30 protein-coding genes are annotated in these 26,257 nt (G+C 67.5%); 18 read left to right on the top strand and 12 right to left on the bottom strand.

Translation table 11 applies throughout. The features are described from left to right. Positions 1-559: 559 nt before the first annotated feature. A complete protein-coding gene (locus tag ACVCL9_RS01570; RefSeq protein WP_447099355.1) occupies positions 560-2,710 on the bottom strand; it encodes a M4 family metallopeptidase in 2,151 nt (716 codons plus the stop codon). A 499-nt stretch (positions 2,711-3,209) separates the two neighbouring features. Then, positions 3,210-3,767: a putative Fe-S cluster assembly protein SufT gene (gene sufT, locus ACVCL9_RS01565; protein WP_395117184.1), complete on the bottom strand. Its 558-nt coding sequence runs from the start codon at positions 3,765-3,767 to the stop codon at positions 3,210-3,212. Between the two features lie 213 nt (positions 3,768-3,980). Between sufT and ACVCL9_RS01560 the strand changes: the two genes are divergently transcribed. Next, positions 3,981-4,427, top strand: coding sequence for a hypothetical protein (locus ACVCL9_RS01560; protein ID WP_447099356.1), 447 nt, complete (start codon positions 3,981-3,983; stop codon positions 4,425-4,427). Between the two features lie 81 nt (positions 4,428-4,508). On the opposite strand, the gene ACVCL9_RS01555 is transcribed toward ACVCL9_RS01560, so the two are convergent. Together ACVCL9_RS01555 and ACVCL9_RS01550 are read right to left on the bottom strand one after the other, a co-directional pair. Then, complete coding sequence (locus ACVCL9_RS01555) at positions 4,509-5,966, bottom strand: NAD(P)(+) transhydrogenase (Re/Si-specific) subunit beta (protein ID WP_395117180.1); 1,458 nt, start codon at positions 5,964-5,966, stop codon at positions 4,509-4,511. Next, positions 5,966-6,271, bottom strand: a complete 306-nt coding sequence (locus ACVCL9_RS01550) for an NAD(P) transhydrogenase subunit alpha (protein ID WP_027493531.1) — start codon at positions 6,269-6,271, stop codon at positions 5,966-5,968. The genes ACVCL9_RS01555 and ACVCL9_RS01550 overlap by 1 nt, the downstream gene beginning before the upstream one ends. Before the next feature lie 213 nt (positions 6,272-6,484). Between ACVCL9_RS01550 and ACVCL9_RS01545 the strand changes: the two genes are divergently transcribed. From ACVCL9_RS01545 to ACVCL9_RS01535, 3 genes are read left to right on the top strand one after another with little or no spacing between them, the layout of a single operon-like run. Then, positions 6,485-7,084: an RNA polymerase sigma factor gene (locus tag ACVCL9_RS01545; RefSeq protein ID WP_447099480.1), complete on the top strand. Its 600-nt coding sequence runs from the start codon at positions 6,485-6,487 to the stop codon at positions 7,082-7,084. Next, positions 7,081-7,473: a hypothetical protein gene (locus tag ACVCL9_RS01540; protein ID WP_447099357.1), complete on the top strand. Its 393-nt coding sequence runs from the start codon at positions 7,081-7,083 to the stop codon at positions 7,471-7,473. Before ACVCL9_RS01545 ends, ACVCL9_RS01540 begins: the two co-directional genes overlap by 4 nt. A gap of 4 nt (positions 7,474-7,477) precedes the next feature. Next, positions 7,478-8,011 (top strand): DUF3106 domain-containing protein, encoded by a 534-nt coding sequence (locus ACVCL9_RS01535; RefSeq protein ID WP_395117172.1) that lies wholly within the window; start codon positions 7,478-7,480, stop codon positions 8,009-8,011. Between the two features lie 30 nt (positions 8,012-8,041). Here ACVCL9_RS01535 and ACVCL9_RS01530 read toward each other — a convergent pair whose 3' ends face one another. Further along, positions 8,042-9,142 (bottom strand): NAD(P) transhydrogenase subunit alpha, encoded by a 1,101-nt coding sequence (locus ACVCL9_RS01530; RefSeq protein WP_447099358.1) that lies wholly within the window; start codon positions 9,140-9,142, stop codon positions 8,042-8,044. Between the two features lie 129 nt (positions 9,143-9,271). Between ACVCL9_RS01530 and cdd the strand changes: the two genes are divergently transcribed. The 4 genes from cdd to ACVCL9_RS01510 all read left to right on the top strand — a co-directional run bounded on the left by cdd (position 9,272) and on the right by ACVCL9_RS01510 (position 12,001). Beyond that, positions 9,272-9,688: a cytidine deaminase gene (gene cdd / locus ACVCL9_RS01525; RefSeq protein WP_447099359.1), complete on the top strand. Its 417-nt coding sequence runs from the start codon at positions 9,272-9,274 to the stop codon at positions 9,686-9,688. 161 nt (positions 9,689-9,849) lie between these two features. Beyond that, positions 9,850-10,419, top strand: a complete 570-nt coding sequence (locus ACVCL9_RS01520) for a nitroreductase family protein (protein ID WP_447099360.1) — start codon at positions 9,850-9,852, stop codon at positions 10,417-10,419. Next, complete coding sequence (locus ACVCL9_RS01515; protein ID WP_447099361.1) at positions 10,407-11,336, top strand: 5'-3' exonuclease; 930 nt, start codon at positions 10,407-10,409, stop codon at positions 11,334-11,336. Before ACVCL9_RS01520 ends, ACVCL9_RS01515 begins: the two co-directional genes overlap by 13 nt. Positions 11,337-11,404: 68 nt before the next feature. Then, positions 11,405-12,001: an NUDIX hydrolase gene (locus ACVCL9_RS01510; protein WP_447099362.1), complete on the top strand. Its 597-nt coding sequence runs from the start codon at positions 11,405-11,407 to the stop codon at positions 11,999-12,001. 155 nt (positions 12,002-12,156) lie between these two features. Here the strand turns inward: ACVCL9_RS01510 and ACVCL9_RS01505 are convergent, their stop codons facing one another. The 6 genes from ACVCL9_RS01505 to rsmD all read right to left on the bottom strand — a co-directional run bounded on the left by ACVCL9_RS01505 (position 12,157) and on the right by rsmD (position 16,969). Further along, on the bottom strand, positions 12,157-13,197 hold the full coding sequence (locus tag ACVCL9_RS01505; protein WP_447099363.1) for a TMEM43 family protein: 1,041 nt from the start codon (positions 13,195-13,197) through the stop codon (positions 12,157-12,159). 64 nt (positions 13,198-13,261) lie between these two features. Beyond that, positions 13,262-14,980 carry a gamma-glutamyltransferase gene (ggt, locus tag ACVCL9_RS01500; RefSeq protein WP_447099364.1) on the bottom strand — a complete coding sequence of 573 codons (1,719 nt, stop codon included), beginning with the start codon at positions 14,978-14,980 and terminating at the stop codon, positions 13,262-13,264. Then, a complete protein-coding gene (locus ACVCL9_RS01495; protein WP_395117156.1) occupies positions 14,977-15,237 on the bottom strand; it encodes a YfhL family 4Fe-4S dicluster ferredoxin in 261 nt (86 codons plus the stop codon). The genes ggt and ACVCL9_RS01495 overlap by 4 nt, the downstream gene beginning before the upstream one ends. 104 nt (positions 15,238-15,341) lie before the next feature. Further along, complete coding sequence (locus ACVCL9_RS01490) at positions 15,342-15,842, bottom strand: hypothetical protein (protein WP_395117154.1); 501 nt, start codon at positions 15,840-15,842, stop codon at positions 15,342-15,344. Then, on the bottom strand, positions 15,835-16,395 hold the full coding sequence (gene coaD / locus ACVCL9_RS01485; RefSeq protein WP_395117152.1) for a pantetheine-phosphate adenylyltransferase: 561 nt from the start codon (positions 16,393-16,395) through the stop codon (positions 15,835-15,837). Before coaD ends, ACVCL9_RS01490 begins: the two co-directional genes overlap by 8 nt. Positions 16,396-16,420: 25 nt before the next feature. Then, complete coding sequence (gene rsmD / locus ACVCL9_RS01480) at positions 16,421-16,969, bottom strand: 16S rRNA (guanine(966)-N(2))-methyltransferase RsmD (protein ID WP_447099543.1); 549 nt, start codon at positions 16,967-16,969, stop codon at positions 16,421-16,423. Between the two features lie 107 nt (positions 16,970-17,076). Between rsmD and ftsY the strand changes: the two genes are divergently transcribed. From ftsY to mutY, 3 genes are read left to right on the top strand one after another with little or no spacing between them, the layout of a single operon-like run. Then, positions 17,077-18,219 carry a signal recognition particle-docking protein FtsY gene (ftsY, locus tag ACVCL9_RS01475; protein ID WP_447099366.1) on the top strand — a complete coding sequence of 381 codons (1,143 nt, stop codon included), beginning with the start codon at positions 17,077-17,079 and terminating at the stop codon, positions 18,217-18,219. Positions 18,220-18,242: 23 nt separating this feature from the next. Continuing rightward, complete coding sequence (locus ACVCL9_RS01470) at positions 18,243-19,298, top strand: AsmA family protein (protein ID WP_447099367.1); 1,056 nt, start codon at positions 18,243-18,245, stop codon at positions 19,296-19,298. Positions 19,299-19,308: 10 nt separating this feature from the next. Then, positions 19,309-20,388 carry an A/G-specific adenine glycosylase gene (mutY, locus tag ACVCL9_RS01465; protein WP_447099368.1) on the top strand — a complete coding sequence of 360 codons (1,080 nt, stop codon included), beginning with the start codon at positions 19,309-19,311 and terminating at the stop codon, positions 20,386-20,388. A 311-nt stretch (positions 20,389-20,699) separates the two neighbouring features. On the opposite strand, the gene ACVCL9_RS01460 is transcribed toward mutY, so the two are convergent. Further along, positions 20,700-22,820 carry a prolyl oligopeptidase family serine peptidase gene (locus ACVCL9_RS01460; protein WP_447099369.1) on the bottom strand — a complete coding sequence of 707 codons (2,121 nt, stop codon included), beginning with the start codon at positions 22,818-22,820 and terminating at the stop codon, positions 20,700-20,702. 215 nt (positions 22,821-23,035) lie between these two features. Here ACVCL9_RS01460 and ACVCL9_RS01455 point away from each other — a divergent pair, with 215 nt between their 5' ends. The 7 genes from ACVCL9_RS01455 (at position 23,036) to ACVCL9_RS01425 (ending at position 26,241) form a co-directional block, all read left to right on the top strand. Next, the gene (locus tag ACVCL9_RS01455) at positions 23,036-23,275 is read left to right on the top strand and encodes an antitoxin (protein ID WP_447099370.1); all 240 of its coding nucleotides are present in this window, start codon (positions 23,036-23,038) and stop codon (positions 23,273-23,275) included. Position 23,276: 1 nt separating this feature from the next. Beyond that, positions 23,277-23,687: a PIN domain-containing protein gene (locus tag ACVCL9_RS01450; protein ID WP_447099371.1), complete on the top strand. Its 411-nt coding sequence runs from the start codon at positions 23,277-23,279 to the stop codon at positions 23,685-23,687. Positions 23,688-24,039: 352 nt separating this feature from the next. Further along, on the top strand, positions 24,040-24,288 hold the full coding sequence (locus tag ACVCL9_RS01445) for a hypothetical protein (protein ID WP_447099372.1): 249 nt from the start codon (positions 24,040-24,042) through the stop codon (positions 24,286-24,288). Further along, positions 24,285-24,611, top strand: a complete 327-nt coding sequence (locus ACVCL9_RS01440) for a type II toxin-antitoxin system HicB family antitoxin (protein ID WP_447099373.1) — start codon at positions 24,285-24,287, stop codon at positions 24,609-24,611. The genes ACVCL9_RS01445 and ACVCL9_RS01440 overlap by 4 nt, the downstream gene beginning before the upstream one ends. 52 nt (positions 24,612-24,663) lie before the next feature. Then, positions 24,664-24,867, top strand: a complete 204-nt coding sequence (locus tag ACVCL9_RS01435) for a HepT-like ribonuclease domain-containing protein (protein ID WP_447099374.1) — start codon at positions 24,664-24,666, stop codon at positions 24,865-24,867. Positions 24,868-25,014: 147 nt separating this feature from the next. Continuing rightward, entirely contained in the window at positions 25,015-25,458 is a 444-nt protein-coding gene (locus ACVCL9_RS01430) for a pilin (RefSeq protein WP_447099375.1), read from the top strand. A 339-nt stretch (positions 25,459-25,797) separates the two neighbouring features. Beyond that, entirely contained in the window at positions 25,798-26,241 is a 444-nt protein-coding gene (locus tag ACVCL9_RS01425) for a pilin (protein WP_447099376.1), read from the top strand. The last annotated feature ends 16 nt before the right edge of the window (positions 26,242-26,257 follow it).

The following is a 26,257-nucleotide window of genomic DNA, read 5'->3' as shown; positions in this document are numbered from 1 at the left end:
TGATTCGTCAGCCCATCACGCGCCGGCCACGACCAGTGGCGGCTTCGGCGTGCGCGCTCGTGCCCGGCGCGGCAAGCGCGGGTGGCGACACGCGGAAATCCAAGGTGTTCGAACATCATCCGGCAGTCCCCCTGCGCCGCATCCGTCCCGGGGACGGGCCATGCGTTCGGCGAAGGCCATTATAGCGGCGGGCGCCCGGATTGCCGCGGCGCGGGGCCGCGACGAATGTTCGTGAACTCCCGTCATGCCGCCAGCGGCGGTTCCAGGACAAGGCAAGGAAGGCCTGCTCGAACCAGCCAGGCCTGCCTTGCAGGTACTTCTCCCCCGATCAGTACAACGGGCTGTCCATGGCCCGTCCAGGCTGATGAAGAAAGCCGCTTCCTGCGGCCTTCTTCGATCGCGAGCCCGGCACACGTCCGGACGCGCTCAGGCGCATCATGCAGTGGCGCACCCATCGCGCCCGCCTATCGGGCAACTGCCCGAAGCGTTGCCTCAACTCGGGCATCCTTGCCCTCGCCATGTCCCTGCCGGGCTTCGAGGTGGAAAAATCCACCAACCCTCAGTTCATCGTTTCCGTCAAGGTCACGCCGGAGAACGTCTTGTACGCCCGCACCTTGATGTAATAGGTGGTGGTCGTCGACGGCTTGAAGGTGCAGCTCTCGCTGTTGCCGGTCTTGTAGGGGCGGCAGCTGTAGGAGCTGGTGGTCGGTTCCGCGCCCGCCCGCACATACAAGTCCGCATCACCGCTACCGCCGGAGATCGCGAAGGTCGCGGTGTGGCCGGCCTGCACCGTCTCGCTGTAGGTGGCCGACCAGTTGCCCGTGCTTACCGTCGGCAGGCTCACCGAGTCGGAGCTGCCACCACCACCGCCACCGCCGGTGGAATAGGAAGCCTTGACGGTTACCCCGGAGTACGACGAGTAGCCGTGCACCTTGATGTAGTACTTGCCGGCGGCGGGCGAGGCCACGCTGCAGCTTTCCGAGTTGCCGGCCTTGTACGGGCGGCAATCGTAGCTGCTGGTGGTCGGCGCGCTGCCGAACTTGGTGTACAGGTCGGCGTCGCCGGTGCCGCCGGAGATCGACATCACCAGGTTGCTGGCGCCGGTCGGCACGGTGATGAAATAGTCGTTGTCGGCACCGGCGGCACCCGACACGCCGGTGACGCCGACGTTGTTCTGCAGCTCGGTGGTGCTGCCGCCGCCACCGCCGCCGGTACCCGGGCAAGCCACGCCCACGCCGTTGAACGCGGCGATCACCGCATTCTTGTCGTAGCCCAGGTCGGTCGCGGCCGACTCCACGCCGCAGGCGCCGGAGTTGAACGTGGACGTGGCCGTCCAGTACACCTTGTTGGCCAGCGCGTAGACCTGGAACGCCTTCTTCACGTCCCAGCCCGTGGTCTTGGCCAGCAGGCAGAACGACTTGTTGTAGACGCCGCTGGAGTAGTGCACGTCGAGGCTGGAGGTGTAGTCGGCCGCGTTGTCGATCGAGCCGCCGTCCTGCGGCGGGTTGCACATGTAGCGCAGCGCGTCGCCGATGCCGGCGCTGGCCTTGACGATGTCCGCGCCGACCAGGAAATCGGCCGAGCCGCGATCGAAGTATTCAGCCGCCTCGCCGGCGATGTCGGAGTACGCCTCGTTCATGCCGCCGGACTGGCCGCTGTATTCCAGGCCGGAGTTCTGCTCGGTGTAGCCGTGGCTGATCTCGTGGCTGGTCACGTCCAGCGACACCAGCGGGTAGAACGTGCTGGCGCCGTCACCGAAGTACATCGCCGAACCGTCCCAGAACGCGTTCTCGTAGTTGGACTGGTAGTGCACCTTCATCAGCAGCTGGATGCTCAGCGGCGGCGCACCGGTGTAGGACTGGTACATGTCGTGCACCACGCCGCCGAAGTGATGGGCGTCGTTGACCGGCGAATAGGCGCCGTTGATCGCGTCGGTGTTGCTGGTCGGGCAGGTGAAGCTGACCACCGAACCGCCGCTGCTGGCGTGGTTGAGGTTGTAGGTCTTGACGTTGGTGTTCTGCAGCGTGCAAGTGCTGCCCGACTGGGTGACGTCGAGCGCCGCGTAGTCGGTGCCGTAGGTGTACATGCCGGTCTTCTGGTTGCCGCCCGGGCCGTTGGCCGAGGCATCGGTGAGACCGTTCCAGCTCTTGATCACCGCGCCGGTGTTGGCGTCGACGATGGCGGTGGGGCGCGTCGGGTTGGCGCCGTTGACGAAGTACGAGACACGATAGACCAGTCGCGGCGCCGCACCTTCCTGCGGATACACGAACAGGTCGGCGCGGGCGTTCTCCATCGCCGTACCGGCGACCAGCACGGTGTGCGCGTGCGCCTTCAGCGCCGCGATAGCGCGCGCGGCATTCAGCCGGGGGCGCACCGAGATCTGCTGCTGGCCCTGCTGCATCAGCTCGCCGGTGGCGCGCAAGGCGTTGCCCTGGGCGTCCTGCACCACGGCGATGCTGCGGCCGTACACCGGCACGCCCTGGTACATCTGCTGCTGGCGCACCACGCGGTGCTGGCCGGCGAGCGCCACGGCGCCGTGCGGCGCCAGCGTCATGCCCGGGCCCAGGTTCAACTGGGTGGCGAGCGAGGCGACGGGTACGGCGCCCAGGTTCTGTGCGCGCAGGGATTGCGTGTTGGCGGCGGTGGCAGCCGTGGCGGTGGCCATGCCGATGGCGGCCACCAGCAATTTCAGGCGGGATGGATAGGGCATGTAATGAGCTCCTGGAAAAATTGGGGACAAACGCGCCCGATGCGGCCGCAAAGCCCCATGCAAGAATTTCCGTGCGAGACACGGCGTTGGTATTCGTCAGCGGTCCGGCGATCCCGAACTACGTCCGCCGGTGGCTGCCTTCCCCCTGAGGTTCCCTGCAGGGACAGCACATGGACGCGTAACTGCAAGACGACAAAGGCGTCGCCACGGGATCATCCCCCAGCCTCCCAGATGGTGGACCCGGCGACGTTATTACTTGCGATACCGCCTGACAATCCGACTTTTTCCTACGCCGGGTGATCGCGGTCACGTCCTGCCGGATGCGCGCACGACATCGACGCCGCAGCGTCGCGGATGCTTCGGAAGCTTTCGGATGGCTTGTCCGTGGTCACTTTCGCGAACGCGAAAGTCCATCGACGAGCGCTGCGGGCGCGATGGTACCGAACTGTTCCTGCGCGTCAGCGCGACGCAAGATTTTCCGACACCGACCTCGCGCCGTTCAGAGCATGCCGGTTTCCAGCTTCGCCTCGTCGGACATCATCGAGTGGTTCCACGGCGGGTCGAACACCAGGTCCACGTCGGCCTCGGAGATGGTGGGGATCATCTCCAGCTTGGTGCGCGCGTCGTCCACCAGGATGTCGCCCATGCCGCAACCGGGCGCGGTGAGGGTGAGCTTGACGTAGACCTTGCGTTCGCCGGATTCGCCGTGCTCCATGCTCAGGTCGTAGACCAGCCCGAGATCGACCACGTTGACCGGGATCTCCGGGTCGAACACCGTGCGCAACTGGTCCCAGGCAAGCTTCTCCACGTCGGCATCGGTGGCGTCCGGCGGCACTTCGATCGGCACCGGCCGATCCTTGCCCAGCGCATCGGCATCGTCGCCGGCCACGCGGAACAGGTTGCCCTCGACGTAGACGGTGAAACTGCCGCCGAGGGCCTGGGTTATGTAGCCGATCTGGCCCGCGGGCAACGTCACCACCTCGCCCTGCGGCACCATCACGGCGCTGCAATCGCGCACCAGGGTGACCGGTTCGCTGCTCAGACTGAAACCACTCATGCCAACGACTTTCCCGTATCCACAGGCGCGGCCACATGCCGTACCGAAGTGCCCATTATGCCGCCCGCGACGCGCGACCGCTTGTTCCAGATCAGCCCGGCGGGAGATGAGGCGACGTTTTGCCCGCCCGTCCCGGCGCACAACGCACGGTATGATGGCCGCTTTGCCGACGGATCAAGCGATGCCTTGCACCCACCTGGCGGGACGCCACCAATGAGGGCGCGCAGCGTGCCGGCCCTGCTGTTTGCGCTGTTCAGCGCCGCCATGCTGGGGCTTGCCGCCGGCGCCGCGTGGATGGTGGTGGCGCTGTACTCGCGCCATCCCCTGCCCTGGCTGGTGGTGCCGATCGGCGTCATGCTGGCGTGGGTCATCCGCGCCGGCGTGCATCGCCCCGGCATCGGCGCGCTGCTGCTGGCCGCCGGCGCCACCGCGTTGTCGGCGATCTACGTCAACCTGCTGATCGCCGGCGTGAAGGTCGCGGGCAGCATGGGCCTGGACCTGATCGAGGCGATGCGCACCGCCGGCATCGGCATGCTGTGGCAGCTGGCGCGCATGGGCCTGACCCCCGCCGATTTCATCTGGACCTTGCTGGCCATGCTGCTGGCCGGGTGGCTGGCCTCCCGCCAACGGCGTTCACTCCCACCCGTGAAGAACACCTAGGGCGGGCACCGCCCGCCGCCTTTCATTCCGCGAAGCAAGAGCCGGCGGGCCGTGCCCGTTACGGCATGCAGCGAGGCGGCCTCAGCCGTCGATCGCCTTCACCTCGTTGACCAGCTCGCCCACCGCCGCCTGGCCGTCGCCGTACAGCATGCGGGTGTTGTCGGCGTAGAACAGCGCGTTCTCGATGCCGGCGAAGCCGGTGCCCTTGCCGCGCTTGATCACGATCACCTGCTTCGCGTTCACCACGTCCAGGATCGGCATGCCGTAGATCGGCGAGGCCGGGTCGGTCTTGGCTACCGGATTGACCACGTCGTTGGCACCGATCACCAGCGCCACGTCGGTGGTGGCGAACTCCGGGTTGATGTCGTCCATGTCGGCGATCAGGTCGTACGGCACGCCGGCCTCGGCCAGCAGCACGTTCATGTGGCCGGGCATGCGACCGGCGACCGGGTGGATCGCGAACTTCACCTTCACGCCACGCTTCATCAGGAGTTGCGCGAACTCCCACACCTTGTGCTGCGCCTGCGCCACCGCCAGGCCGTAGCCGGGCACGATCACCACGCGCTCGGCGTAGGCCATCATCACTGCCGCGTCGGCGGCGTCGATCGGCTTCTGCGCGCCCTCGATCGCCTGCGCCTCGCCGCCGGCCGCGCCGAAGCTGCCGAACAGCACGTTGCCGATCGAGCGGTTCATTGCCTTGGCCATCAACTGGGTCAGCAAGGTACCCGCCGCGCCGACCACCATGCCGGCAATGATCATCGCCTCGTTGCCCAGCACGAAACCCTCGAAGGACACCGCCAGGCCGGTGAACGCGTTGTACAGCGAGATCACCACCGGCATGTCGGCGCCGCCGATCGGCAGCGTCATCATCAGGCCGAAGGCGAGCGCCAGCGCGAAGAACGCCGCGATCAGCGCCGGGCTGGCATGCCCGGTGGCGAGCAGCACGCCGACCACCACCGCCGCGGCGAGCAGCAACAGATTCACCGCGCGCTGGCCGGGAAACACGAAGCGCTTGTCCATCCAGCCCTGCAGCTTGGCGAACGCGACCAGCGAACCGGAGAAGCTCACCGCGCCGATCAGCGCACCGAGCACGCCCAGCGCCAGTTCGGTCGGCGACAGCGCCGGCGGCAGGCCGTTCACCGCCCAGGCTTCGGGCCGCAGCGGCGAGGTATCCGGCACCGCGTGCAGCAGTCCCGACGAACGCGCGTAGCCGATCAGCTCGACCGCGCCGATCGCCGCCGCCGCGCCGCCGCCCATGCCGTTGTACAGCGCCACCATCTGCGGCATCGCGGTCATTGCCACGCGGCGGCCGGTCCACCACGCGGCGCTGACGCCGATCAGCACCGCGGCAAGGATCAGCCCGCGGTTGTGCATGTCCGGCAGGAAGAACGTGGCCAGCACCGCCAGCACCATGCCGTAACCGGCCCACACGATGCCGCCACGCGCGGTGCGCGGCGAACTCATGCGTTTCAGGCCCAGGATGAACAGCAGCGCGGCGAGGAAGTAGCAGGCCTTGATGACGGTGGGCAGCCAGCTCATCACTTGGCCCCCTTGCCGGCGTCCGGCTTGCTGGACTTGAACATTTCCAGCATCCGCTCGGTCACCACGTAGCCGCCGGCGGCGTTGCCCGCACCAAGCAGTACGCCGATGAAGCCGATCGCGATCTCGAACGGTGTGTTCGCGTGGCCTAGCGCAATCATCGCCCCGACCAGCACAATGCCGTGCACGAAGTTGGAACCGGACATCAGCGGCGTATGCAGGATCACCGGCACCCGCGCGATGATTTCATAGCCGGTAAAGGCGGCCAGCATGAAGATGTACAGCGCCAGGAAACCGTCGATCATGAGCCCATCCCCCGTGAGAGCCGCCCGCCAGGATGCATCCGAACCTGCATCATACGGGAAGCCCGGCGTGCGTCGAGGCCGGGCCGCCGATCGGCGCACGGCGCCGCGCGACTCGCGCAGGCGGTCAACCCTGGCGGGCCTGCCGCGTTGAACAGGCAGGAACCACCGATGGAGCCCGTCGATGACATCACCGATGGCAGCGGAGCGTCGGCCGTGAATGCCGCCGCCGGCATGCTCGAGGCCGACCTGCTCGCCGCGGGCGAGCCGGGCGCTGCGCGCGCGGTGCCGGCCACGCTGGATGCGTTCCTGGCCGACGTGGAGCGCCGCGCGTTCCGCATGGCCGAGCTGCAGTTGCGCCATCGCGAGGACGCCATGGACGCGGTGCAGGACGCCATGCTGCGACTGGTACGGCATTATCGCGACAAGCCGGCCGCGGAATGGGCGCCGCTGTTCTGGGGCATCCTGCGTCGACGCATCGTGGACCTGCAGCGCCGGCGCAAGGTGCGCTCGATCGTGGTCGGCTGGCTCGGCGGCGGGCATGACGACGGCGGCGACGAGCTGCCCGTGTGGGAGCCGGCCGACCCGGGCAAGGACCCGCTGGGCCGGCTGCACGACGCGCAGTCGTACGCGGACATGGCCGCGGCGGTGCAGCGCTTGCCCAGGCGCCAGCGCGAGGCGTTCATCCTGCGCATGCTGGAAGGGCTTGACGTGGCGGAGACCGCACGCGCCATGGGCTGCGGCGAAGGCAGCGTGAAAACCCATCTGTCGCGCGCCATGCATCAGCTGCGCGACCAACTGGAGGATTGGCGATGAACTCGCCCGAGCACGAGCACGAACCGATCGAACGGCGCGCGCACAAGCTGTGGCGCGAGGCCGCACACCATCTTGACGCGAGCACGACCGCGCGGCTGCGCGCCGCCCGTCGCGAAGCGCTGCAGCCGTCAACCGCACCGCAGCGTCAGGCGGTGCGCTGGCTGATCCCCACCGGCGCGCTGGCGGCCATGGCGTTGGCGGTAATGATGGTGTGGCAACCGCTGCCGCACGCGCACGCGCCATCGGCGAACCAGGCGGCCAGCAGCGCCCCGCAGGACGTGGACAACGAGCTGCCGCCCGACGCCGAGCAGGTCGATCCGGGCCTGTACCAGAACCTCGATTTCTACGCCTGGCTCGCCGCCAACGACCGGCACCCGACCTCACGCTGACCCCATGAACAAGCCGCTGCCTTCCCTTTTGTCGCTGTTGCTTGCCGCCCTGCTCGGGGTCGCGGCCACGCCGCTGTGCGCGCAAACGCCCACGCCGCCACCGGCGAGCGCGGACGCGCCTGCACGCACCCCGTGGAACGGCCTGGCACCGAGCCAGCGCGAGATGCTGGCGCCGCTCAAGGACGAATGGGATCAGCTGTCGCCACGCAAGCAGGCGCACCTGCTGCACCGCACCCGGTACTGGACCACGCTGCCACCCGAGCGCCGCGAGGAGATCCGCCAGCGCATCGTCCACTGGCAGCAGATGACGCCGGAGCAGCGCCGTCAGGCGCGCGCCAACGAGCACCGGTTCCGCGAGATGTCGCCGGCAGAACGCCAGCGCGTGCACCGCAGCTTCGAGCGCTTCCAGAGCCTGCCTCCCGCGCAGCGCGAACAGCTGAAACGCGAATGGCGCCAGCTGTCGCCCGAGCAGCGGCAGCAGCGAATCCAGCAGCACGACCGCGACGGCGGCACCGGCACCGGGCATCCGCCCCGGTAACTCACGCCGGGCCGCGGATGACCGCGGCCATCAGCCCTGGAAGCGGGTCTCCCCGGCGTGCGCCAGGCAGCTCCTGGCGAGCAGCTCGTCGTCGAAATCCGGTTTCAGCGCACCGTCGTGCAGCAGCAGCTCGACGAAGTTGTACACGTTGCGCGCGTACATCTCCGAGGCATGCAGCGGCGCGCCGGCCGGCAGGTTCAGCGGCCCGATGATCGTCACGCCGCCATGCTCGACGTGCTCGCCGGGACGGGTCAGCTCGCAGTTGCCGCCGCCCTCGGCGGCGAGGTCGACGATCAGGGCGCCGGGCTTCATGCCCTCGACCATCGCGGTGGTGAGGATCTTCGGTGCCGGCCGACCTGGCACCGCCGCGGTGCTCACCACCACGTCGAACGACTTCAGGTGATTCGCCAGCGCCTGCTGCTGCGCGGCGCGTTCCTCCGCCGACAGCTCGCGTGCATAGCCGCCACTGCCGGCGGCACTGACACCCAGGTCGAGGAACTTCGCGCCCAGCGATTCCACCTGCTCGCGCGTTTCCGGGCGCACGTCGTAACCCTCGATCTGCGCGCCGAGCCGGCGCGCGGTGGCGATCGCCTGCAGCCCAGCCACGCCGGCGCCGATCACCAGCACCTTCGACGGCCGGATCGTGCCGGCCGCGGTGGTCAGCATCGGAAAGAACTTCGGCGACGCCTCGGCCGCGATCAGCATGGCCCGATAACCGGCCACCGCCGCCTGCGAACTGAGCACGTCCATCGCCTGCGCACGCGTGGTGCGCGGCAGCAGCTCCAGCGAGAACGCGGTCAGCTTGCGCGCGGTCAGCGCGGCGATGCGCTCGGCGGCGCCGTACGGCCGCAACTGGCCGACGACCACGCTGCCCTCGCGCAGGCTGGAGAACACCGCGTCCTCGGGCGGCAACACGCACGCCAGCACGTCGGCCTGCGCCAGCACGTCGCTGGCATCGGCAAACTCGGCGTCGGCATAGGCCTGGTCGGGAAAGCCGGCCGCGCGCCCGACGTCGTGCTCCAGCAGCACGCGCAGCCCCTTGCCGCGCAGCTTCTTCGCCATCTCCGGAGTGATCGCCACGCGCCGCTCACCGGCGGCAGTCTCTCGCAAGGCGGCAATGGTGACAGGCATGGTGCGATCCCCGTGGAATGTTCCTGCCATCTTAGCGGCAGTTGGCTTTGATCCGGGCGCGCGCACGAGAGTAAGCTGGCCCGCCGGATCGCGCTGCACGCAGCGCCGGGGTCATCACCGGAGATCACGATGCCCGCAAGCCCCCCCGCCCTGGATGACCTGCTCACGCTGGCGCGCGCCGCGCGCGAACACGCCTACGCGCCGTATTCCCGCTTCCACGTGGGTGCCGCGGTACTGACCCGTGACGGCCGGACGTTCGGCGGGTGCAACGTGGAGAACGCCGCCTACGGCCTGTGCAACTGCGCCGAACGCACGGCCCTGTTCAGTGCGGTCGCCGCCGGTTGCCGACCCGGCGATTTCGCTGCCATCGCGGTGGTCGCCGATACCCCGGAGGCAGTCACGCCCTGCGGCGCCTGCCGCCAGGTGATGGCCGAATTGTGTGACGAGGCTACCCCGGTGCTGCTGGCCAACCTCACCGGCGCCATCCGCGAAACCAGCGTGGCCGCGCTGCTGCCCGGCTCGTTCAAGCTGCCGCTGCGAGCTTGAGAGGTTGTGTGGAAATAGCGTAGGGCGGGCACTGCCCGCCGCTTCCCGTCACGCCGTCGCGAAGCAGAATGCCGGCGGGCAGTGCCCGCCCTACGTTCGACGGTTCGCACCTTGGCGACCCGCCAGCTAGGATGGAGCGTTCCGCCCCGTCGAACCACCCCATGACCAACGCGCTTTCCCTGCTGCAGCAACGCCATTCCGTCCCCGCACGCCAGCTCGGCGAGCCGGCGCCGGATGACGCCACGCTGCACACCCTGCTCGAAGCGGCCATCCGCGTGCCCGATCACGGCAAGCTGGTGCCGTTCCGGCTGATTCTGCTGCGCGACGAGGCCAAGCTGGCGTTCGGCGAACAGGTGACCGCGATCGGTATCCGCAACAACCCGGCGATGATCGGCGCCAAGCTGGAGAAGGAGCGCCACCGCTACACCTTCGCGCCGCTGGTGGTGGCCGTGGTCGCACGCATCGACCCCGACAGCAAGGTGCCGGAAATCGAGCAGAAGCTGTGCACCGGCAACGTGGCCTACAACATCCTGCTCGGTGCCTTCGCGCTTGGCTACGGCGCGCAATGGCTGACCGGCTGGGCCGCCTACGACCGCGAAGTCGCCGCACTGCTGGGCCTGGACGCCGACGAGCACGTGGTCGGCTTCGTCCACCTGGGCACGCCGCAGGTCGAGGTTCCCGACCGCGACCGACCGGCGCTGGCCGACCTGCTCACCACATGGACGCCATGACCAGCTCGCCAGACGGACGTCCGGACGTCCATCTTCCCACTGCCCATCTCGTCGACGGCAGCCTGTACGTGTTCCGCGCCTGGCACTCGATGCCGGACGAGTTCCACGACGTCGACGGTCATCCGGTAAACGCCGTGCACGGCTATGCGCGCTTCCTGTGCGAGCTGCTGGAGCGGGCGCGACCGGAGCATGTCGCGGTGGCGTTCGACGCCTCGCTGACCAGCTCGTTCCGCAACACGATCTACCCGGCCTACAAGGCCAACCGCGAGCTGCCGCCGCCGGACCTGGAACGGCAGTTCGTGCAGTGCCGGGCGCTCACCGAAGCGCTCGGCGTGCACCTGATGATCGACCACGAATACGAGGCCGACGACCTGATCGGCAGCACGGTGTGGAACCTGCGCGCGCTGGGTTGGCGCAGCGTGATCGTGTCGGCGGACAAGGACTTCGGCCAACTGCTGGGCGAGCACGACGAGCAGTGGGATTACGCCCGCAACCTGCGCTGGGGGCCGGCCGGCGTCCACGACAAGCTTGGCGTGCATCCGCACCAGGTCGCCGACTATCTCGCGCTGTGCGGCGACGCGGTGGACAACATCCCCGGCGTGCCCGGCATCGGCGCCAAGACCGCCGCGGCCCTGCTCGCCCACTTCGGCAGCCTGGATGCCCTGCTCGAACGCATCGACGAAGTGGCCTTCCTGCGCCTTCGTGGCGCGGCCAGTTGCGCGGCGCGGCTGCGCCAGCATGCCGAACAGGCACGCATGTGCCGCCGGCTGACCCGGATCGCGCTGGACGCTCCCGGCGCCGGCGAAGTCGACCTCCTGCAGCGCCGGCCTCGCCCGGTCGATCAGCTCGATGCGTTGTGCGAGCAGTTGCGCTTCGGCCCGCTGACCCGCAGCCGCCTGCGCGCGCTGGCGATCTGAGCTGATCGCTTGTCGCGGCACGCCCGACGGGCCACCATGGATGTTTCAGCCCGGACCTGCGAGCACCGATGAACGACACCGCCCACCCCATTCCCGCCGACGCCGGCGCACCGGTGGAAACCCTGTACGAGGGTCGCTGGCTGAGTCTGCGCAAACGCGGCCGCTGGGAGTACGCCGAGCGCAACAATCCGGCGGGCGCGGTGATCATCGTGGCGGTGACTCCGGAAGACCGCGTGCTGTTCGTCGAGCAGTACCGCGTGTCGATCCTGCAGAACACGATCGAGATGCCGGCCGGCCTGGTCGGCGACCTGGCCGACCAGGCCGACGAAAGCGCGCTGGTGGCGGCGCAACGCGAACTGGAGGAGGAGACCGGCTACCGCTGCGCCAGCGTGGAGTTCATCCACCGCGGCCCGTCGTCGTCGGGCATGAGCACCGAGATGATCGCCTTCGTGCGCGCGCGCGACCTGCAGAAGATCGGCCCTGGTGGCGGCGACGAGACGGAGAACATCGTGGTGCACGAGGTGCCGCGGCGCGAGGCCGGCGCCTGGCTGTTCGCGCGCGCGGCCGAGGGCTACTCGATCGACCCGAAGCTGTTCGCGGGGCTGTGGTTCATCGAGCACGACGGTGCAGAAAAGCAGTCCGTGATGTCCGACCGCTCGCGCTGAGCGTAGCCCGCGCAGCGGGCGGAGTCGAAGCGGCGCCTATCGGGAAGCCCGTCGCCGGCGTGCCTTTCGACTTCCTCGCTCCTCAGGACTGTGGCTGTCCATGGCCATTCTCCGCGTGCGGCCTTCGGCCTGCGCCCAGGGTGAACGGGTCCAAGTCAGTGATCTTGCCGGCGCAGACACCAGACCGACAGCGCCACGCCGACCAGGGTCACCACCACCCAGCCGCCCAGCACGTGGGCGTTCTCGCCCCCCAGCCACAACACGCTGGCGACGGCGCCCACGCCGATCGAACCCAGGCCCAGCGCCAGCAGCGGGTCACGGCGGCGCCCCTGGGCCGCGAGCAGCGCCAGTGCGCCCAGCGCCGCCAGCAGCACGGAGAGAACCCGCCACAGCGTCACGTGTTGCGGCGGCACCGGCAGGTCGGGAAACAGCGCCAGCAAGGGCACGTCGCCGACCTGCACCTGGTAGCCCTTGCCGTCGGGAGCATCGGCGGCCGCTTCCAGCCGGGCGCCATCCAGGCGTGCCACGATGGTGACCTGCTGCAGCGGCACGGCGCTCCAGCTCACCCGCAGGTCGCCCAGGCGCGGATCGCCGGGATGGGCGCTGGTCACCAGGTAATCCTGATAACGGCTGAAGGTGACGGCAAGGTTCTGCGGCAGCGCCGCCGGGTCGGGTTCGATCAGTTCCGAACCGGGCAAGGCGTGCACCAGCACGCGGCCGAGCTTGAAGCCGCCCATCTGCACCAATCCAGCGTCGAACTGCTTGCTTTCGATCGGGAAACGGCCGGGATTGGCGTGCCCGCGGGCGTCGCGGAACCGACTGGAATCCACCGGCTGGTCGACCCAGTCCAGTTCGTAGTGGACGCTGCCGCCGATGCTGATCTCCCGCCACTGGAACATCTCGACATGCCGCACCAGCACGGGTGTATTGGCGGTCTGGTTGAACTCCGGGTCGTGCGGCGCCTCGACCACGCGTGGCGTCCCGGCCAGGCGTGCCATGTAGCCGTGCTGGCCGGGTTGCGGCAGCGCATCCGCGCCCAGTTCGATCGCCTCGCCGCCGTGCCGGACGGACGCCTGGCGGAAATCGATCAGGCTGCTGGCGTTGAGCGCCTCCAGGCCGATGCCGGCGATCACCAGCAGGGCGCCGATGACGTTCAATGCCAGCAGGCGCCAGGACATGCCCTTGCCCAGCTCCATCAGGCGCACCGCACCGGCGGCGACGGGCAGGCGGGATGCAAGGCGGAATGCTCCATGCCGGCGCCTACTGCACTTGGCCCAGGCCCGACGGTCGGCGCGGGTCGCTGGCAGCGTCGAGCTGGTTGGTCTTGCGATCCCAGGTGACCACGTTCATGAACCCCCACGGCTCGCGCTGTTTCAGGACGTAGCCCATTTTCGTCAAGGCCGCCTCGGTGCCCGCATCGAATGCCTGCGGCTCGGTCATGACCACGTCGGGCAGGTACTGATGATGGAAGCGCTTGTGCGCCACGATCTGCTGCGCGCCCTGCCCGTCGATGAAATGCAAGATGCCTTCGAGCACCTGGGTGATGATGGTGGAGCCGCCGGGCGAGCCGATCACCATGGTGCGCTCCGGCCCGATCACGATGCTGGGCGACATCGACGACAACATGCGCTTGCCGCCCACCGGCGCATTTGCCTTGCTCCCGAGCAGACCGTAGACGTTCGGCTTGTTCGGCACCAGAGCGAAGTCGTCCATCTCGTTGTTGAGCAGCACGCCGGTGCCGGCGGCGACGAACTTCGAGCCCAACGTGGTGTTGACGGTGAGCGTCACCGCGGCCATGTTGCCGTCGGCGTCGATGATGGAGAAATGCGTGGTGTGCATGCCCGCATCGGCCGGCTCGGCGCGCGGCAGCATCGAGGAGGGCGTCGCGCGGTCGGGCAGGATGCTCTGGCGCAGGCCGTCGGCGTAGTACGGCGACAGCAGCATGTCCAGCGGCATCTTCACGAAATCCGGGTCGCCCAGGTAATCGTTGTGGTCGCGGAACGCCCGCCGCATCGCCTCGACGACGTAATGCACGCGCGTGGCGGCATCCATCTTCGTCAGGTCGTAGCCGGACAGGATGTTGAGGATCTCGGCGATCGCCACGCCGCCGGAAGACGGCGGCGGCGCAGTGATGACCTGGTAGCCGCGGTAGTCGACGCTGATCGGCGTGCGCTCTTTCGCCTGGTACGCGGCCAGGTCGGCCAGCGTCCAGTTGCCGCCGGCCGCACGCACCGCGTCGACCAGCTTGCGCGCGGTCTCGCCGCGATAGAAACCATCGTGGCCATGGCGCGCGAGCGCCTCCAGCGTGCGGGCCTGGTCCGGATCGCGCCAGGTGGCGCCCTCGGCCGGCGGCTGCCCGTTCACCAGGTACTTCGCGGCCGAGGCGGGCCAGCGCGCGAGCGATTTCTGCTCGGAGACGATCGCGCCATGCAGGCGCGGATCGGGAACGAAGCCGTCGCGCGCGATGCGGATCGCCGGCGCCAGCGACTGCTGCAGCGACAACCGCCCGTAATCCTTCGCGAGCAGCGCCAGCCCGGCCGGCTCGCCGGGGATGCCGGCGGACAGCGGGCCGGTCAATGCGGTATCGCGGTTGGGGCTGCCGTCGGGTTTCAGGTAATCCTTCGGATCGACCGCCGCCGGCGCCGTCTCGCGGGCGTCGATGAACAGGTTGCGGCCATCGCTGGCGCGGTGCAGCACGGCCATGAAACCGCCGCCGATGCCCGAGCTCTCCGGTTCCACCACCGACAACGTGGAAGCCACCGCCACCGCCGCATCGAACGCGTTGCCGCCCTTGCGCAACACCTCCAGGCCGGCGCGCGTGGCCAGGAAATTCGCGCTGGCGATCGCCGCATGGCCCGGCCGCTGCGCGGCGGGCGCGGCCGGCGGCGCCTGCTTCGCCGAAGCCGCCGGCGCAAGGCCGGCGGTACCGCTCAGCAACAGACCCAGCGCCAGCGCGCGCCAATCGAAGGAGATGCTCATGCCACGGACTCCTTGCTCATCAGGTGTCGATACTTCAACTCAAGCTGGGCCGGAGATTCGACATGGTCGGGGTCGCCGATGATGCACTCCACCGGGCACACCTCCACGCACTGCGGCTCGTCGTGATGGCCCACGCACTCGGTGCACAGCGCCGGGTCGATCACGTAGTACTCCTCGCCCAGCGAAATTGCCTGATTGGGGCACGCCGGTACGCAAACGTCGCAATTGACGCAGGAGTCGAGGATCTTGAGCGACATGAGGGCAAGCCAGGAGTGAGTGAAGAGGAGTGCCAAACGAGAGAAGGCAGGACCTCGCCATGCTCTCTCTCATTTCTCACTCCTCGTTTCTCACTCCCGCCTCATCACATTTCGACGAAACGGAATGTCGCCCCGGTGGGCTTCAGCGCGTCGGTCACTTTCTGCTCGTCGGCCTTGTCGCCGATGAACACCACGATCACGTCCTTGAACGAGCCGGGGTTGGCGTTCTTGAACGCGTCGATCACGAACTCGGAGGTCGCCGCGGAACTGGGGCCGCCGAAGGCAAGCAGGTTGCCCGGCAGCACGCCGCGGGCGACGGTGTCCTGCACGCCCTGCAACTGCCGCGCGTTCTGCGCCTGCTGGTCCTCAGTCAGGCCGGGGGTGACCATGTAGGCATACGGCTGCGGCGCCTTCATGCCCTGCAGGTTGGCCTGCACCAACTGGCCGAGATAGGCATTCCAGCCCTTGGCGTCATTGACGTCGGTGGGCTTGGGCGCCTTCTGCACCTGTTCCTGGGCCTGCTGGTCGTCGCCCTGCTTGTTGCAGGCACTCAGGCCCAGGCAAGCGCTCAGCGCGACAACCGCAATGAGAACGAATTTACGCATGGTCATCACCTTCTGCTTCGGGTTGCTGGTTGGATGGATGAAGCGACTTCTGCCAGCGCTGGCGCATCGCCTGTTGCACGGCCGGATGCACGAAGCCGGAGATGTCCCCGCCGAGGCGGCCGATTTCGCGCACCAGTGACGAGGAGATGAAACTGTATTCTTCGGCCGGCGTCAGGAACAAGGTCTCCGCCTGCGGGATCAGATGCCGATTCATGCTGGCCAGCTGGAATTCGTACTCGAAATCCGACACCGCCCGCAGCCCGCGGATGATCACCCCGGCACCCACCTGCCCGATGAAGGTCGCCAGCAGGCAATCGAAGCCGCGCACCTCCACGTTGGGCAGGTCGGCCAGCGCCAGCCGCGCCAGCGCCACCCGCTCGCCGATGCTGAAGTGCGGCCCCTTGGTGGAACTGTCCGCCACTGCCACGATCACCCGGTCGAACAGCGACGCGGCGCGCGTCACCAGATCGGCATGGCCGTTGGTGATCGGGTCGAAAGTGCCCGGATAGATGGCCAGGCGGGGATTCCCCAGATTTTTTCTCACGGAAGGCATGCAGTCGCCGACGACGGTGTGACCCTTAGCTTAACGGAAGCGAACGCCGATAGAGCGCAAAACGTACCTCGCCGGCCTGTCCCTCGCGATGCAACGACCAGTTCGGCGGCAGCCCGGGGACACCGGCGCGGGGCGATTCGACGTAGATCAGTGCCTGCGCCGCCAGCCAGCCGCCCGCTTCCAACTGCGCGGCCAACGGTGCCCACAGGTCGAGCGCGAACGGCGGGTCGAGGAAGACCAGATCGCAAGGCTGCGCCGGACCGCGCAGGAAAGTCGCCGCCTCCGCGGTGGTGACCACCGCGGACGTCAGCTTGAGCCGCGCCAGGTTCGCGCGCAGCGCCTGCGCCGCCTGCGCGTCGCGCTCCACGAACTGCACGCTGGCTGCGCCGCGCGAATACGCCTCGATGCCCAGCGCGCCGGTGCCGGCGCACAGGTCCAGGCAGCGCGCACCGGCGATCATCGGCGCCAGCCAATTGAACACGGTCTCGCGCACGCGCGCCGGGGTCGGCCGCAAGCCGGGCAGTTCCGGCACCCGCAGGCGCGAATTGCGCAGGTTGCCGCCGATGATGCGCACCTGGCCAGGCGACGGTTTTCGCCCGCCACTCACGCGCGCGGGCCCTCAGCTGGGAGTACGGGTCGGGGTGTTAGCATGCCGGCCATTGTCTTTGAATCGCCCCGGCCATGCTCAAGTTCTGGAAGAAAAAATCCGCCGAGACGGATGCCCACGGCAAGGAAGTGCCGCCTGCCGCGCCGGATGCGGCGGTCGACGCGGGCCTGCCGGAAGCCGTGGCATCGGGCCTGCGCGAGGCGCTGGCGGAAATGCCCTCGGCCGAGGACATCCGCCGCGACACCGAGCGCTTCGTGGCGCCGGCGGAAGAACCCGCCCAAGCGCCGCCGAAGCGCAGTTGGCGCGAACGCCTGTCCGGCAGCGTGTTTTCGCGCAGCCTCGGTTCGCTGTTCGTGCGCAACCCGAAGCTCGACGACGACCTGCTCGACGAGCTGGAAACCGTGCTGATCACCGCCGACGTCGGCGTCGAAGCCAGCAGCGCGCTGGTCGATGGCCTGCGCAAGCGCATGCACAAACGCGAGTTCGCCGACGCCGCGGCCTTGCTGGCGGCCTTGCGCCAGGCGCTGATCGAGCTGCTCAAGCCGGTCGAGCAGCCGCTGGACGTACGCGACAGACAACCCTTCGTGGTGCTGGTCGTCGGCATCAACGGCGCCGGCAAGACCACCACCATCGGCAAGCTGGCCCGCAGGTGGCGCGACGAAAAGCACGCGGTGATGCTGGCTGCCGGCGACACCTTCCGCGCCGCCGCGGTCGAGCAGCTCAAGACCTGGGGCGAGCGCAACGCGGTGCCGGTGATCTCGCAGGGCCAGGACGCCGATTCGGCCAGCGTGATCTTCGACGCCCTGCAGGCCGCGCGTTCGCGCCACATGGATGTGCTGATCGCCGACACCGCCGGACGGCTGCACACCCAGGGTGGCCTGATGGACGAACTGGGCAAGATCGCCCGCGTGCTGAAGAAACTCGACGCCGACGCACCGCATGAAGTGCTGATGGTGATCGACGGCACCACCGGACAGAACGCGGTCAACCAGGTGCGCCAGTTCCGCCAGATCGTGGGCGTCACCGGCCTGGTGGTGACCAAGCTCGACGGCACCGCGAAGGGCGGCGTGGTGTTTGCGCTGGCGCGCGAGTTCGGCCTGCCGATCCGTTTCGTGGGCCTGGGCGAAAGCGCCACCGACCTGCGCGCGTTCGAGGCCGAAGCCTTCGTCGACGGCCTGCTGCCCGCCAACCTCGGCCAGGTTCGAGACCATGGCTGACGCCGGCTGGCGGGGCTGATCCGGTGTCGCGCCGACTGCGCCTGATCGCAACGGTGCTCGGCGGTGTGGTCGTGGCGGCCACGCTCGTCGTGGTGGCCGCCGTCTACCTGCTGCTGCAGCCCGACCGCTTCACCGCCATGCTGCAGAGCCAGGCGCGCGCCGCCGGGCTGGAGTTGAACCTGGCCAGCCCCGCCAGCCCCAGCCTGTTCCCGCGGCCGGCGCTGGACCTGCGTGGTATCACGCTCAACGCCCAAGGCGCCAGCGCACCGATCCTGCTCGCCGCGCGCGGCCGGCTGGTGCTGCCGTGGCACACCCTGTTCGGCGGGCCCGCCGTGATCTCGCAACTGGAGATCGACTCGCCGCGCGTCGACCTCGATGCCCTGCAGGCATGGATGGCCGCGCTGCCGGCGCAGACACAGCAGGCGCCGCTCAACATCCCGCGCATCGACACCGGCGTGGAAATCACCCACGGCAGCGTGGTGCGCGGCAATGAAGTCTTGCTGGACAACGTCTCGATCAGGGCCGGCAGCCTCGTTTCCGGGCAGCCGTTTCCGCTCAGCATCAACGCCTTCGTCGCCGGCAAGCCGTGGCAGCTGCACCTGTCGGCGACGCCGCGCATCCAGGGCAACGCCCTGCAACTGGACAACATCAGCCTGCACCTGGCGCAGGAAGATGCGGTGACGCTGGCGCTGAACGGCCGCGCGCACTGGCACGGCGCAGCCGATGCCGCGGCCAGCCTGGCCGGCAAGCTCGACCGCACCGGCGCGGGCCAGTACGACCTGTCACTGACGCTCACGCCCGCCAACCAGGACAACCCGCTGCTGCTGGCGCTGAAACTCGACGGCCCCGGCAACCACGCCGACCTGCGCTTGCCGCCGCTGGCACTGGCGCGCTGGTGGGGTCGCCTGGGCGATCCGCAGGCACCGCAACTCGGTGTGCCGCCCGGCAGCGGACACGCCGAGTTCGACAGCATCGACGCCGGTGGCGTGCGCGTGGAAGGGCTGACCCTGCGGGCCGGCGACAACGTGCCGGCGACCGTGTCCAGCAGCGCGACGCCTGCCGCCGCGACCGCGAAGTAGATCAGGGTCCATGGCGAATACCGACGTGGCCGCACGCCTGCTGCACTGGTTCGACCGGCACGGCCGCAAGGATCTGCCGTGGCAGTCGGAGACTTCGCCGGGCCAGCGCGACGCCTACCGCGTGTGGCTGTCCGAAGTGATGCTGCAACAGACCCAGGTCGCCACCGTGCTTGCCTACTTCGAGCGCTTCGTGGCCGCCCTGCCGACCTTGCGCGACCTGGCCAACGCCGACGAGGACACCGTGCTCGCGCTGTGGTCGGGCCTCGGCTACTACCGTCGCGCGCGCTTCCTGCATCGCGCCGCGCAGATCTGCGTGGCGCAACACGACAGCGAACTGCCGCGCGACTTCGCCGCCCTCGCCGCCCTGCCCGGCATCGGCCGCTCCACGGCCGGTGCGATCCTGGCGCAGGCGCACGGGCTGCGCTTTCCCATCCTCGACGGCAACGTCAAGCGGGTGCTGACGCGCTACCACGGCGTCCACGGCGACCCCGGCACCGGCGCGGTCGAGAGGCAACTGTGGTTGCATGCCGAGGCGCATACACCCGTGCGCCGCGTGGCCGATTACACCCAGGCCATCATGGATCTCGGCGCCACCGTCTGCGTGCGCAGCAACCCGCGTTGCGATGCCTGTCCGCTGGCTGGCGATTGCGTTGCCTTCCGCGAAGGCCGCACTGCGCAATTGCCCACGCGCAAGGCGGGCAAATCCGTCCCCACCCGCGCCACGGTCATGCTGGTGCTGCGTGACACGCGGCAACGCATCCTGCTGGAGCGGCGTGGTCCCCAAGGTGTGTGGTCAGGCATGTGGAGCCTCCCCGAAGCCGCCGATGCCGATGGCGCCTGGCGCATCGCCCAGCAACTCGCACGCATCGACGACGCCCAGGCGCTCGCGCCATTCACCCACGTGTTCAGCCATTACCGATTGAATATCGAGCCGCTGCTGTTCGACCAGGCAACCGCGCGGCAGCGTGTTGCCGACGAAGCGCAACTGCGCTGGTGCAGCACCAGCGACCTCGACACCCTCGGCCTGCCCGCCCCCGTGCGCAAGCTGCTCCAACGCCTCGTCACCGACGAACCTGCCCATCCCGTGTAACCATCGCGCACACGGTGCGCCCCTACAAAAAATGCGGCTCGATCGTAGGGCGGGCACTGCCCGCCATCGGCGTGCCGCGACGTCACCGGCGGGCATTGCCCGCCCTACGGTGCTTACTTCGCCGCGCCGGACGGTGCGTCCGTGCCAACGAGCCTGTCAAACCTGTGTAGGAGCGCACCCTGTGCGCGATGCTCTTCGTCACGTGATGGAAGGCATCGCGCACTACAAAAGCGAAGCGAAGCGTGGGGCGGGCAGTGCCCGCCCATCGGCGTACCGGGGAACCGTCGGCGGGCAGTGCCCGCCCTACGACGCTACTTCGACGCGCCCGATGGTGCGTCCTTTGCCGTCCACTGCTTCAACCACGCGTTCACCGTGTCATGCCACTGCACGCTGTTGTGCGGCTTCAGCACCCAGTGGTTTTCATCCGGGAAGGTGAGGAACTCGCTGGGGATGCCGCGGCGCTGCAGCGCGGTGAAGGCGCCCAGGCCCTGGGTGATCGGGATGCGGAAATCCTTGCCCGAATGCACCACCAGCATCGGCACGCGCCAGTCCTTGACGTGGTCGATCGGGTTGAACTTCTCGTAGTTCTGCGGCACGTCGTATTGCGTGCCGCCGTTCTCGCGCTCCTCGAACCACAGCTCCTCGGTGGCGTAATACATCATGCGCGCGTCGAACACGCCGTCGTGGTCGACCAGGCATTTCCACGGCTGGTTCCACACGCCGGCGATCCAGTACACCATGTAGCCGCCGTAGCTGGCGCCGAGCGCGCAGGCGCGGTCGCCGTCGAGGAACTTGTACTTGTCCAGCGCGGCCTTCCAGCCCAGTTTCAGATCCTCCAGCGGCTTGCCGCCCCAGTCGCCGGAGATCGAGTCGGTGAACTTCTGGCCGTAGCCGGTGGAACCGTGGAAGTTGATGGTGACCACCGCAAAGCCCTGGCCGGCATAGGTCTGCGGGTTCCAGCGGTAGCTCCAGCCGTTGCTCATCGCGCCCTGCGGGCCTCCGTGAATGATGAAGGCCACCGGATAGGTCTTGCCCTTCTGGTAGTCGACCGGCTTGACCACGTAGCCCTGCACGGTTTCATCGTTCCAGCCCGGGAACTGGAAGAACTCGAAGTCGCCGACCCTGGCGTTCTTCAGAGCCTCGGCGTTGAAATGGGTAACCTGCTTCGGGCCGCGCCCGTCGGCCTTGGCCAGGTACAAATCAGCGGGGCGCTTCAGGTCGTCGCGCGCGAACAGCAGCTTGCCCGCCGCCAGCGAAAACGCGTTCACGTCACCGGCGCCGGACAGGCTGCGCACCTCGCCGTTGGCCGGGTCGATCGCGAACAACGGGCGCTGGCCTTCGTCGTCCGCAATGGCATACAGGGTCTTGCCGTCGGCGGAAATGGCCAGGCCGCCGGGCGAACGATCCCAGCGCGGATCGACTTCGTGCTTCGCGCCGGTGGCCAGGTCCATCGCCGTGATGGCGAAGCGGTCGGCTTCGAAGCCCGGCGTTTTCATCGCCAGGTAATAAAGCGTCTTGCCGTCCGGCGAGGGCACCGGGTAGGCATCCCACGCCTTGTTGTCGGCGGTGAGGTTGACGGGCGCGGCCGAGCCATCCACCGGCACGCGATAAACGTCGAAATTGGTCGACCACGGCTCGGTGGTGCCGGCGATGCGCACGTCGAAATACACGCTCTTGCCATCCGGCGCGAAGGCGAACTCGCTGGCATCGCCGAACGGCTTGCTGGGAATGTCGCCGTCGATACCGCGGCTCAGCAGCGTCGGCTCCGCCGGCAGCTGGCCATCGGCGTTGAACGCTGCCACGTACAACTGGTTGCGCCGGCCGTCGGCCCAGGTATCCCAGTGCCGCACGAACAGCTTGTTGTACAAGGTGCCGCTGGCCTTGTCCTGCGCGCGCTTCTCGATGCGCTGCTCGGTGCACGCCAGTGTGGCGCAATCGGTGAACACCTCGTAAGAGAGCAGCACCTGCTTGCCGTCGGGGCCCAGCTTGTAATCGACGATGTCCAGCGGCGCATGGCTGACCTGCACCGGCGCCGCCGGGTGGGACAGGTCCGCACCCAGGTCCACGCGCCACAGTTGCGCCACGTCCTTCGCCGGCGCCACGAAATACAGGCTCTTGCCATCGGCCGACCAGCGCGCCGACGAGCCCTTGTCCACCACCTTCACCGGCTGCGCACCCTTGCGCTCCAGGTCCAGCACGTAGATCGCGGTGACGCCCTTGTTCGCCGCGTAATCCGTGCTGCGCACACTGAACGCCGCATGGCGCCCATCCGGCGACAGCTGCGGGTCGCTGACCCGATCCATCATCACCAGGTCACGCACGTTGAAGGCGTGCGGACCCTGGGCCTTGGCAAAGGTGGTGTCGACGACATCGCCCGCCAGGGCAGGGGACGCGGCCAGGGCGAGAAGCAACGCAGCTATCAGGGGTTTCATGGGGGGTCCTTGCAGGCGGGCGGAAACGTTGACGGTAAGTCGCAGGCGGGCGGCAGGCAAGCCCTGGCTTGGTTGCGCACGCCCTCGTGCAGCCGCGCAGGGCAGCGCCCGGCGCATGGTATGAAGTCCTGTGACTGACCATGGAGGTATCGCGCTTTACACCCTCCGTTGCACGGCATATGCTTGGCATATGTCAGCGACAATGAGGGTGCCCCATGGAAAGCCAACGTCACGTGCGCCTGTTTCGAAATGGCCGCAATCAGGCTCTGCGCATCCCGCGCGAGTTCGAGCTGCCGGGTGATGAGGCGATTCTGCGCAAGGAAGGCGGACGGCTGGTGATCGAGCCCATCGCCCGACGCCGCGATTTGCGTGAGCTGCTGCCCACACTGCTGCCACTCAATGAGTCTTTCCCGCCTATCGAGGACATGCCAAGCACGGACGAGGACATCTTCTGAGATGCCCTCGCTGCGCTACATGCTCGACACCAACATCATCTCGGCCGTAATCAGGCAGCCCGGCTGTGACGTCTCCCGCCAATTGGCCGCGATGCCGCGAGAGGTGTTCTGCACCAGCATCGTTGTCGCCGCCGAATTGCGCTTCGGCGTTTGCCGAAAACACTCGGCCAGGCTGGCAACGCAGGTCGAAACCGTCCTGGAAGGAATTGACATCCTGCCGCTGGAAGAACCCGTCGACCAGCATTACGGGAGCATCCGCGCGGAACTGGCGCGACTGGGGCAACCGATCGGCCAGAATGACCTGTTCATTGCTGCGCACGCCCGTGCGCTGGGCTTGGTGCTGGTAACCGACAACACCGCAGAGTTCGAACGAGTACCCGGGCTCGTCATCGAGAACTGGATAGCCCGCTGAAACCGCCCCTCCCACATGCAGTCGCATCCCGGAACTGCCGGCGGGCGGTGCCCGCCCCCGGGTCGAGTCCGGGACAGGCTCTACACGCGGGGCCTTTCGGCGCGCTGGCGAAGAGCATCGCGCACAACGCAAGCAAACCGCAGAGTGGCAATGCCCGCCATCGCCATACCGCGAAACTGTGCGGTGAAACAGCCACGGCAAGGCGCAGCTTCGCAACAGCAGGTCCGGCGCGCAGGGGAGCGAGGTCAACGCAGCGACAGCATTCACGAGAGCGTGTTCCTGAATGACCGTGGCAACGACATACACGACCGGCCTACTTGAACAGTATCATTATTGATACTATATTGCTCGCATGGACAAGATCACGGATCTGATCGAACGGATGCGCCAGGCACCGAAAAACGTGGCCTATACCGACCTCTGCAAGGTTTGCGACCACCATTTCGGAAAAGCGAGGCAGGAAGGCACAAGCCATCGCGTATACAAGACGCCCTGGCATGGCGATCCCCGCGTAAACATCCAGAAAGGTGACGCCGGGAAGGCCAAGCCGTACCAGGTACGGCAAGTGCTGCAAGCAATCAAGAAGCTGGAGGACAAATGATGGACGCTCGTCACTACACCTACCGCGTCATCTGGTCCCCGGAAGACGCCGAATACGTAGGCCTGTGCGCCGAGTTCCCGGGCCTGTCATGGCTGCACGGCAACCAGGCGAAGGCGCTGGCGGGCATCGTGCGTCTGGTGGATGAAACCGTCAGCGACATGGAAGCCAATGGCGAAACACCGCCGGAGCCGATAAGCGCCAAGTCCTATTCGGGCAAGTTCCAGGTTCGCATCCCGCCCGAGCGCCACAAAGCGCTCGCCATGCAGGCAGCGGAACAAGGCATCAGCCTCAACCGATACGTCACGGACAAGCTTTGCGCGTGAACGAGGCCCGCGCAGGCCCGCCCATAACCCGTAGGAGCGCACCCTGTGCGCTGTGCGCGATGCCCTCCGTCACGTCGCGAAAGGCATCGCGCACAAGGTGCGCTCCTACAAAAAAAGCGACGTGGCCGTGGGTTTCCGCAACATCGCCGTGCACAGCTACAACGCCATCGACTGGGCCATCGTCCACGCGATCGCCACCTGCCACCTCGGTGACTTCGAGGATTTCGCTCGCCTTATAGATCAAGGCAGGCGTTGATCGAAACCGCGACGCCTTGGCCTGGAAACGTACAAACGACCCGCGCCGGCGGGTCGATACGGAACCGTGACCGGCAGCACATCGTCGTCCTCGACTTCGGTACAAAACGTGCTTGATCCACTGGCGACTTCCAGGGGGAATCCACCAATGTCACGCCAGCGCCTGTCCGCCGGTTTCACCTTGATCGAACTGATGATCGTCGTGGCGATCATCGCCATTCTTGCCGCCATCGCCATCCCGGCGTATCAGGACTATCTGATCCGGGCACAGGTCTCCGAAGGGTTCGTTCTGGCGGGCGGCGCCAAGGCTGCTGATTGGGATTTCGTTTCCAACACGGGGCGTTTTCCACCGAACAACGAATCCGCCGGCCTCGCAAGGAACGTATCGATCAAGGGCCAATACGTATCAAGCGTGGATGTCACCAACGGTGTCATCAAAGTGTTGTTCAATGGCCCAAAGGCCAACGATGCCATCCGGCCTAGCACCAAGTACGTGATGCTGTCGCCCGTCACTCAAGCAGGCAGCATCTTGTGGACATGCGCGCCCAGCACGGTGGACCGAAAGTATCTTCCGACTTCCTGCCGTACATAGGTGCTTGTCGGCCCATGGACGTCCACGAACTGACCCAATTGGTCACAATTTGACGTATCACGCCAACCACTGAGACGACATGACACAGGATGGACGAATCCCTGCAAGCCGAGATTCAGCAACGCTTGCGGCCATACGTGACGAAAGGCACAATCTCGATGCCCGTGATATGCGGGAATACACCAGCGGCGCAAGTGGCACACAACCTGCTTCGCTTCGCCGCGAGCTTCCTGGTCGTTCCTGACCACGAGATGGGGTCCGATCCTGCCTAGGGGGATCCAGGACTGGGGCTCAGGGGGCATCACCGGTTAGCTAACCAATCGCAAAAGAGGAACCACCATGAAGAGCATGCAGAAAGGCTTTACCCTGATCGAACTGATGATCGTGGTTGCGATCATCGCGATCCTCGCCGCCATCGCCATCCCGGCCTACCAGGATTACCTGGTTCGCTCGCAGGTGTCGGAAGGCTCCGTTCTCGCGGATGGTGCCAAGACGGCGATGGCCGAGTTCTACAGCAACACTGGCCATTTCCCCTCCAACAATGGTTCCGCCGGTCTCGCCAGCGCAACCAGTATCAAGGGGCAGTACGTTAGCCAGGTGAACGTGGCGACGGCGGTGGGCAAAATTACCGTGTCTTACGGTGGTGTCAAAGCCAACTCCGCGATCAGCACTGGCCCCAAGACGCTGATCTTCTCCGCCGTCACCAACAGTGGCAGCATTGAGTGGCATTGCACGGGCGGTACCGTCCCTAGCAAGTACCTGCCGACGTCTTGCCGCCAGTAATTTTGGTATCGCTTCA

The organism is Rhodanobacter sp. UC4438_H5 (assembly GCF_052978405.1).
The sequence above is the reverse complement of the archived record's forward strand: the minus strand, read 5'-3'. Positions and strand labels throughout refer to the sequence as shown.

Coding starts and splice junctions, on each gene's coding strand:
- coaD (WP_395117152.1), bottom strand. CDS start 16,395: ATGCCTTCCGTGAGAAAAAATCTGGGGAATCCCCGCCTGGCCATCTAT.
- ACVCL9_RS01555 (WP_395117180.1), bottom strand. CDS start 5,966: ATGAGCTGGCTGCCCACCGTCATCAAGGCCTGCTACTTCCTCGCCGCG.
- ACVCL9_RS01425 (WP_447099376.1), top strand. CDS start 25,798: ATGAAGAGCATGCAGAAAGGCTTTACCCTGATCGAACTGATGATCGTG.
- ACVCL9_RS01445 (WP_447099372.1), top strand. CDS start 24,040: ATGGACAAGATCACGGATCTGATCGAACGGATGCGCCAGGCACCGAAA.
- ACVCL9_RS01510 (WP_447099362.1), top strand. CDS start 11,405: ATGAACGACACCGCCCACCCCATTCCCGCCGACGCCGGCGCACCGGTG.
- cdd (WP_447099359.1), top strand. CDS start 9,272: ATGCCCGCAAGCCCCCCCGCCCTGGATGACCTGCTCACGCTGGCGCGC.
- ACVCL9_RS01490 (WP_395117154.1), bottom strand. CDS start 15,842: ATGCGTAAATTCGTTCTCATTGCGGTTGTCGCGCTGAGCGCTTGCCTG.
- ACVCL9_RS01520 (WP_447099360.1), top strand. CDS start 9,850: ATGACCAACGCGCTTTCCCTGCTGCAGCAACGCCATTCCGTCCCCGCA.
- ACVCL9_RS01455 (WP_447099370.1), top strand. CDS start 23,036: ATGGAAAGCCAACGTCACGTGCGCCTGTTTCGAAATGGCCGCAATCAG.
- ftsY (WP_447099366.1), top strand. CDS start 17,077: ATGCTCAAGTTCTGGAAGAAAAAATCCGCCGAGACGGATGCCCACGGC.
- ACVCL9_RS01540 (WP_447099357.1), top strand. CDS start 7,081: ATGAACTCGCCCGAGCACGAGCACGAACCGATCGAACGGCGCGCGCAC.
- ACVCL9_RS01530 (WP_447099358.1), bottom strand. CDS start 9,142: ATGCCTGTCACCATTGCCGCCTTGCGAGAGACTGCCGCCGGTGAGCGG.
- ACVCL9_RS01440 (WP_447099373.1), top strand. CDS start 24,285: ATGATGGACGCTCGTCACTACACCTACCGCGTCATCTGGTCCCCGGAA.
- ACVCL9_RS01515 (WP_447099361.1), top strand. CDS start 10,407: ATGGACGCCATGACCAGCTCGCCAGACGGACGTCCGGACGTCCATCTT.
- ACVCL9_RS01535 (WP_395117172.1), top strand. CDS start 7,478: ATGAACAAGCCGCTGCCTTCCCTTTTGTCGCTGTTGCTTGCCGCCCTG.
- ACVCL9_RS01460 (WP_447099369.1), bottom strand. CDS start 22,820: ATGAAACCCCTGATAGCTGCGTTGCTTCTCGCCCTGGCCGCGTCCCCT.
- ACVCL9_RS01495 (WP_395117156.1), bottom strand. CDS start 15,237: ATGTCGCTCAAGATCCTCGACTCCTGCGTCAATTGCGACGTTTGCGTA.
- ACVCL9_RS01560 (WP_447099356.1), top strand. CDS start 3,981: ATGAGGGCGCGCAGCGTGCCGGCCCTGCTGTTTGCGCTGTTCAGCGCC.
- ACVCL9_RS01570 (WP_447099355.1), bottom strand. CDS start 2,710: ATGCCCTATCCATCCCGCCTGAAATTGCTGGTGGCCGCCATCGGCATG.
- ggt (WP_447099364.1), bottom strand. CDS start 14,980: ATGAGCATCTCCTTCGATTGGCGCGCGCTGGCGCTGGGTCTGTTGCTG.
- ACVCL9_RS01505 (WP_447099363.1), bottom strand. CDS start 13,197: ATGGAGCTGGGCAAGGGCATGTCCTGGCGCCTGCTGGCATTGAACGTC.
- ACVCL9_RS01550 (WP_027493531.1), bottom strand. CDS start 6,271: ATGATCGACGGTTTCCTGGCGCTGTACATCTTCATGCTGGCCGCCTTT.
- sufT (WP_395117184.1), bottom strand. CDS start 3,767: ATGAGTGGTTTCAGTCTGAGCAGCGAACCGGTCACCCTGGTGCGCGAT.
- ACVCL9_RS01430 (WP_447099375.1), top strand. CDS start 25,015: ATGTCACGCCAGCGCCTGTCCGCCGGTTTCACCTTGATCGAACTGATG.
- mutY (WP_447099368.1), top strand. CDS start 19,309: ATGGCGAATACCGACGTGGCCGCACGCCTGCTGCACTGGTTCGACCGG.
- ACVCL9_RS01450 (WP_447099371.1), top strand. CDS start 23,277: ATGCCCTCGCTGCGCTACATGCTCGACACCAACATCATCTCGGCCGTA.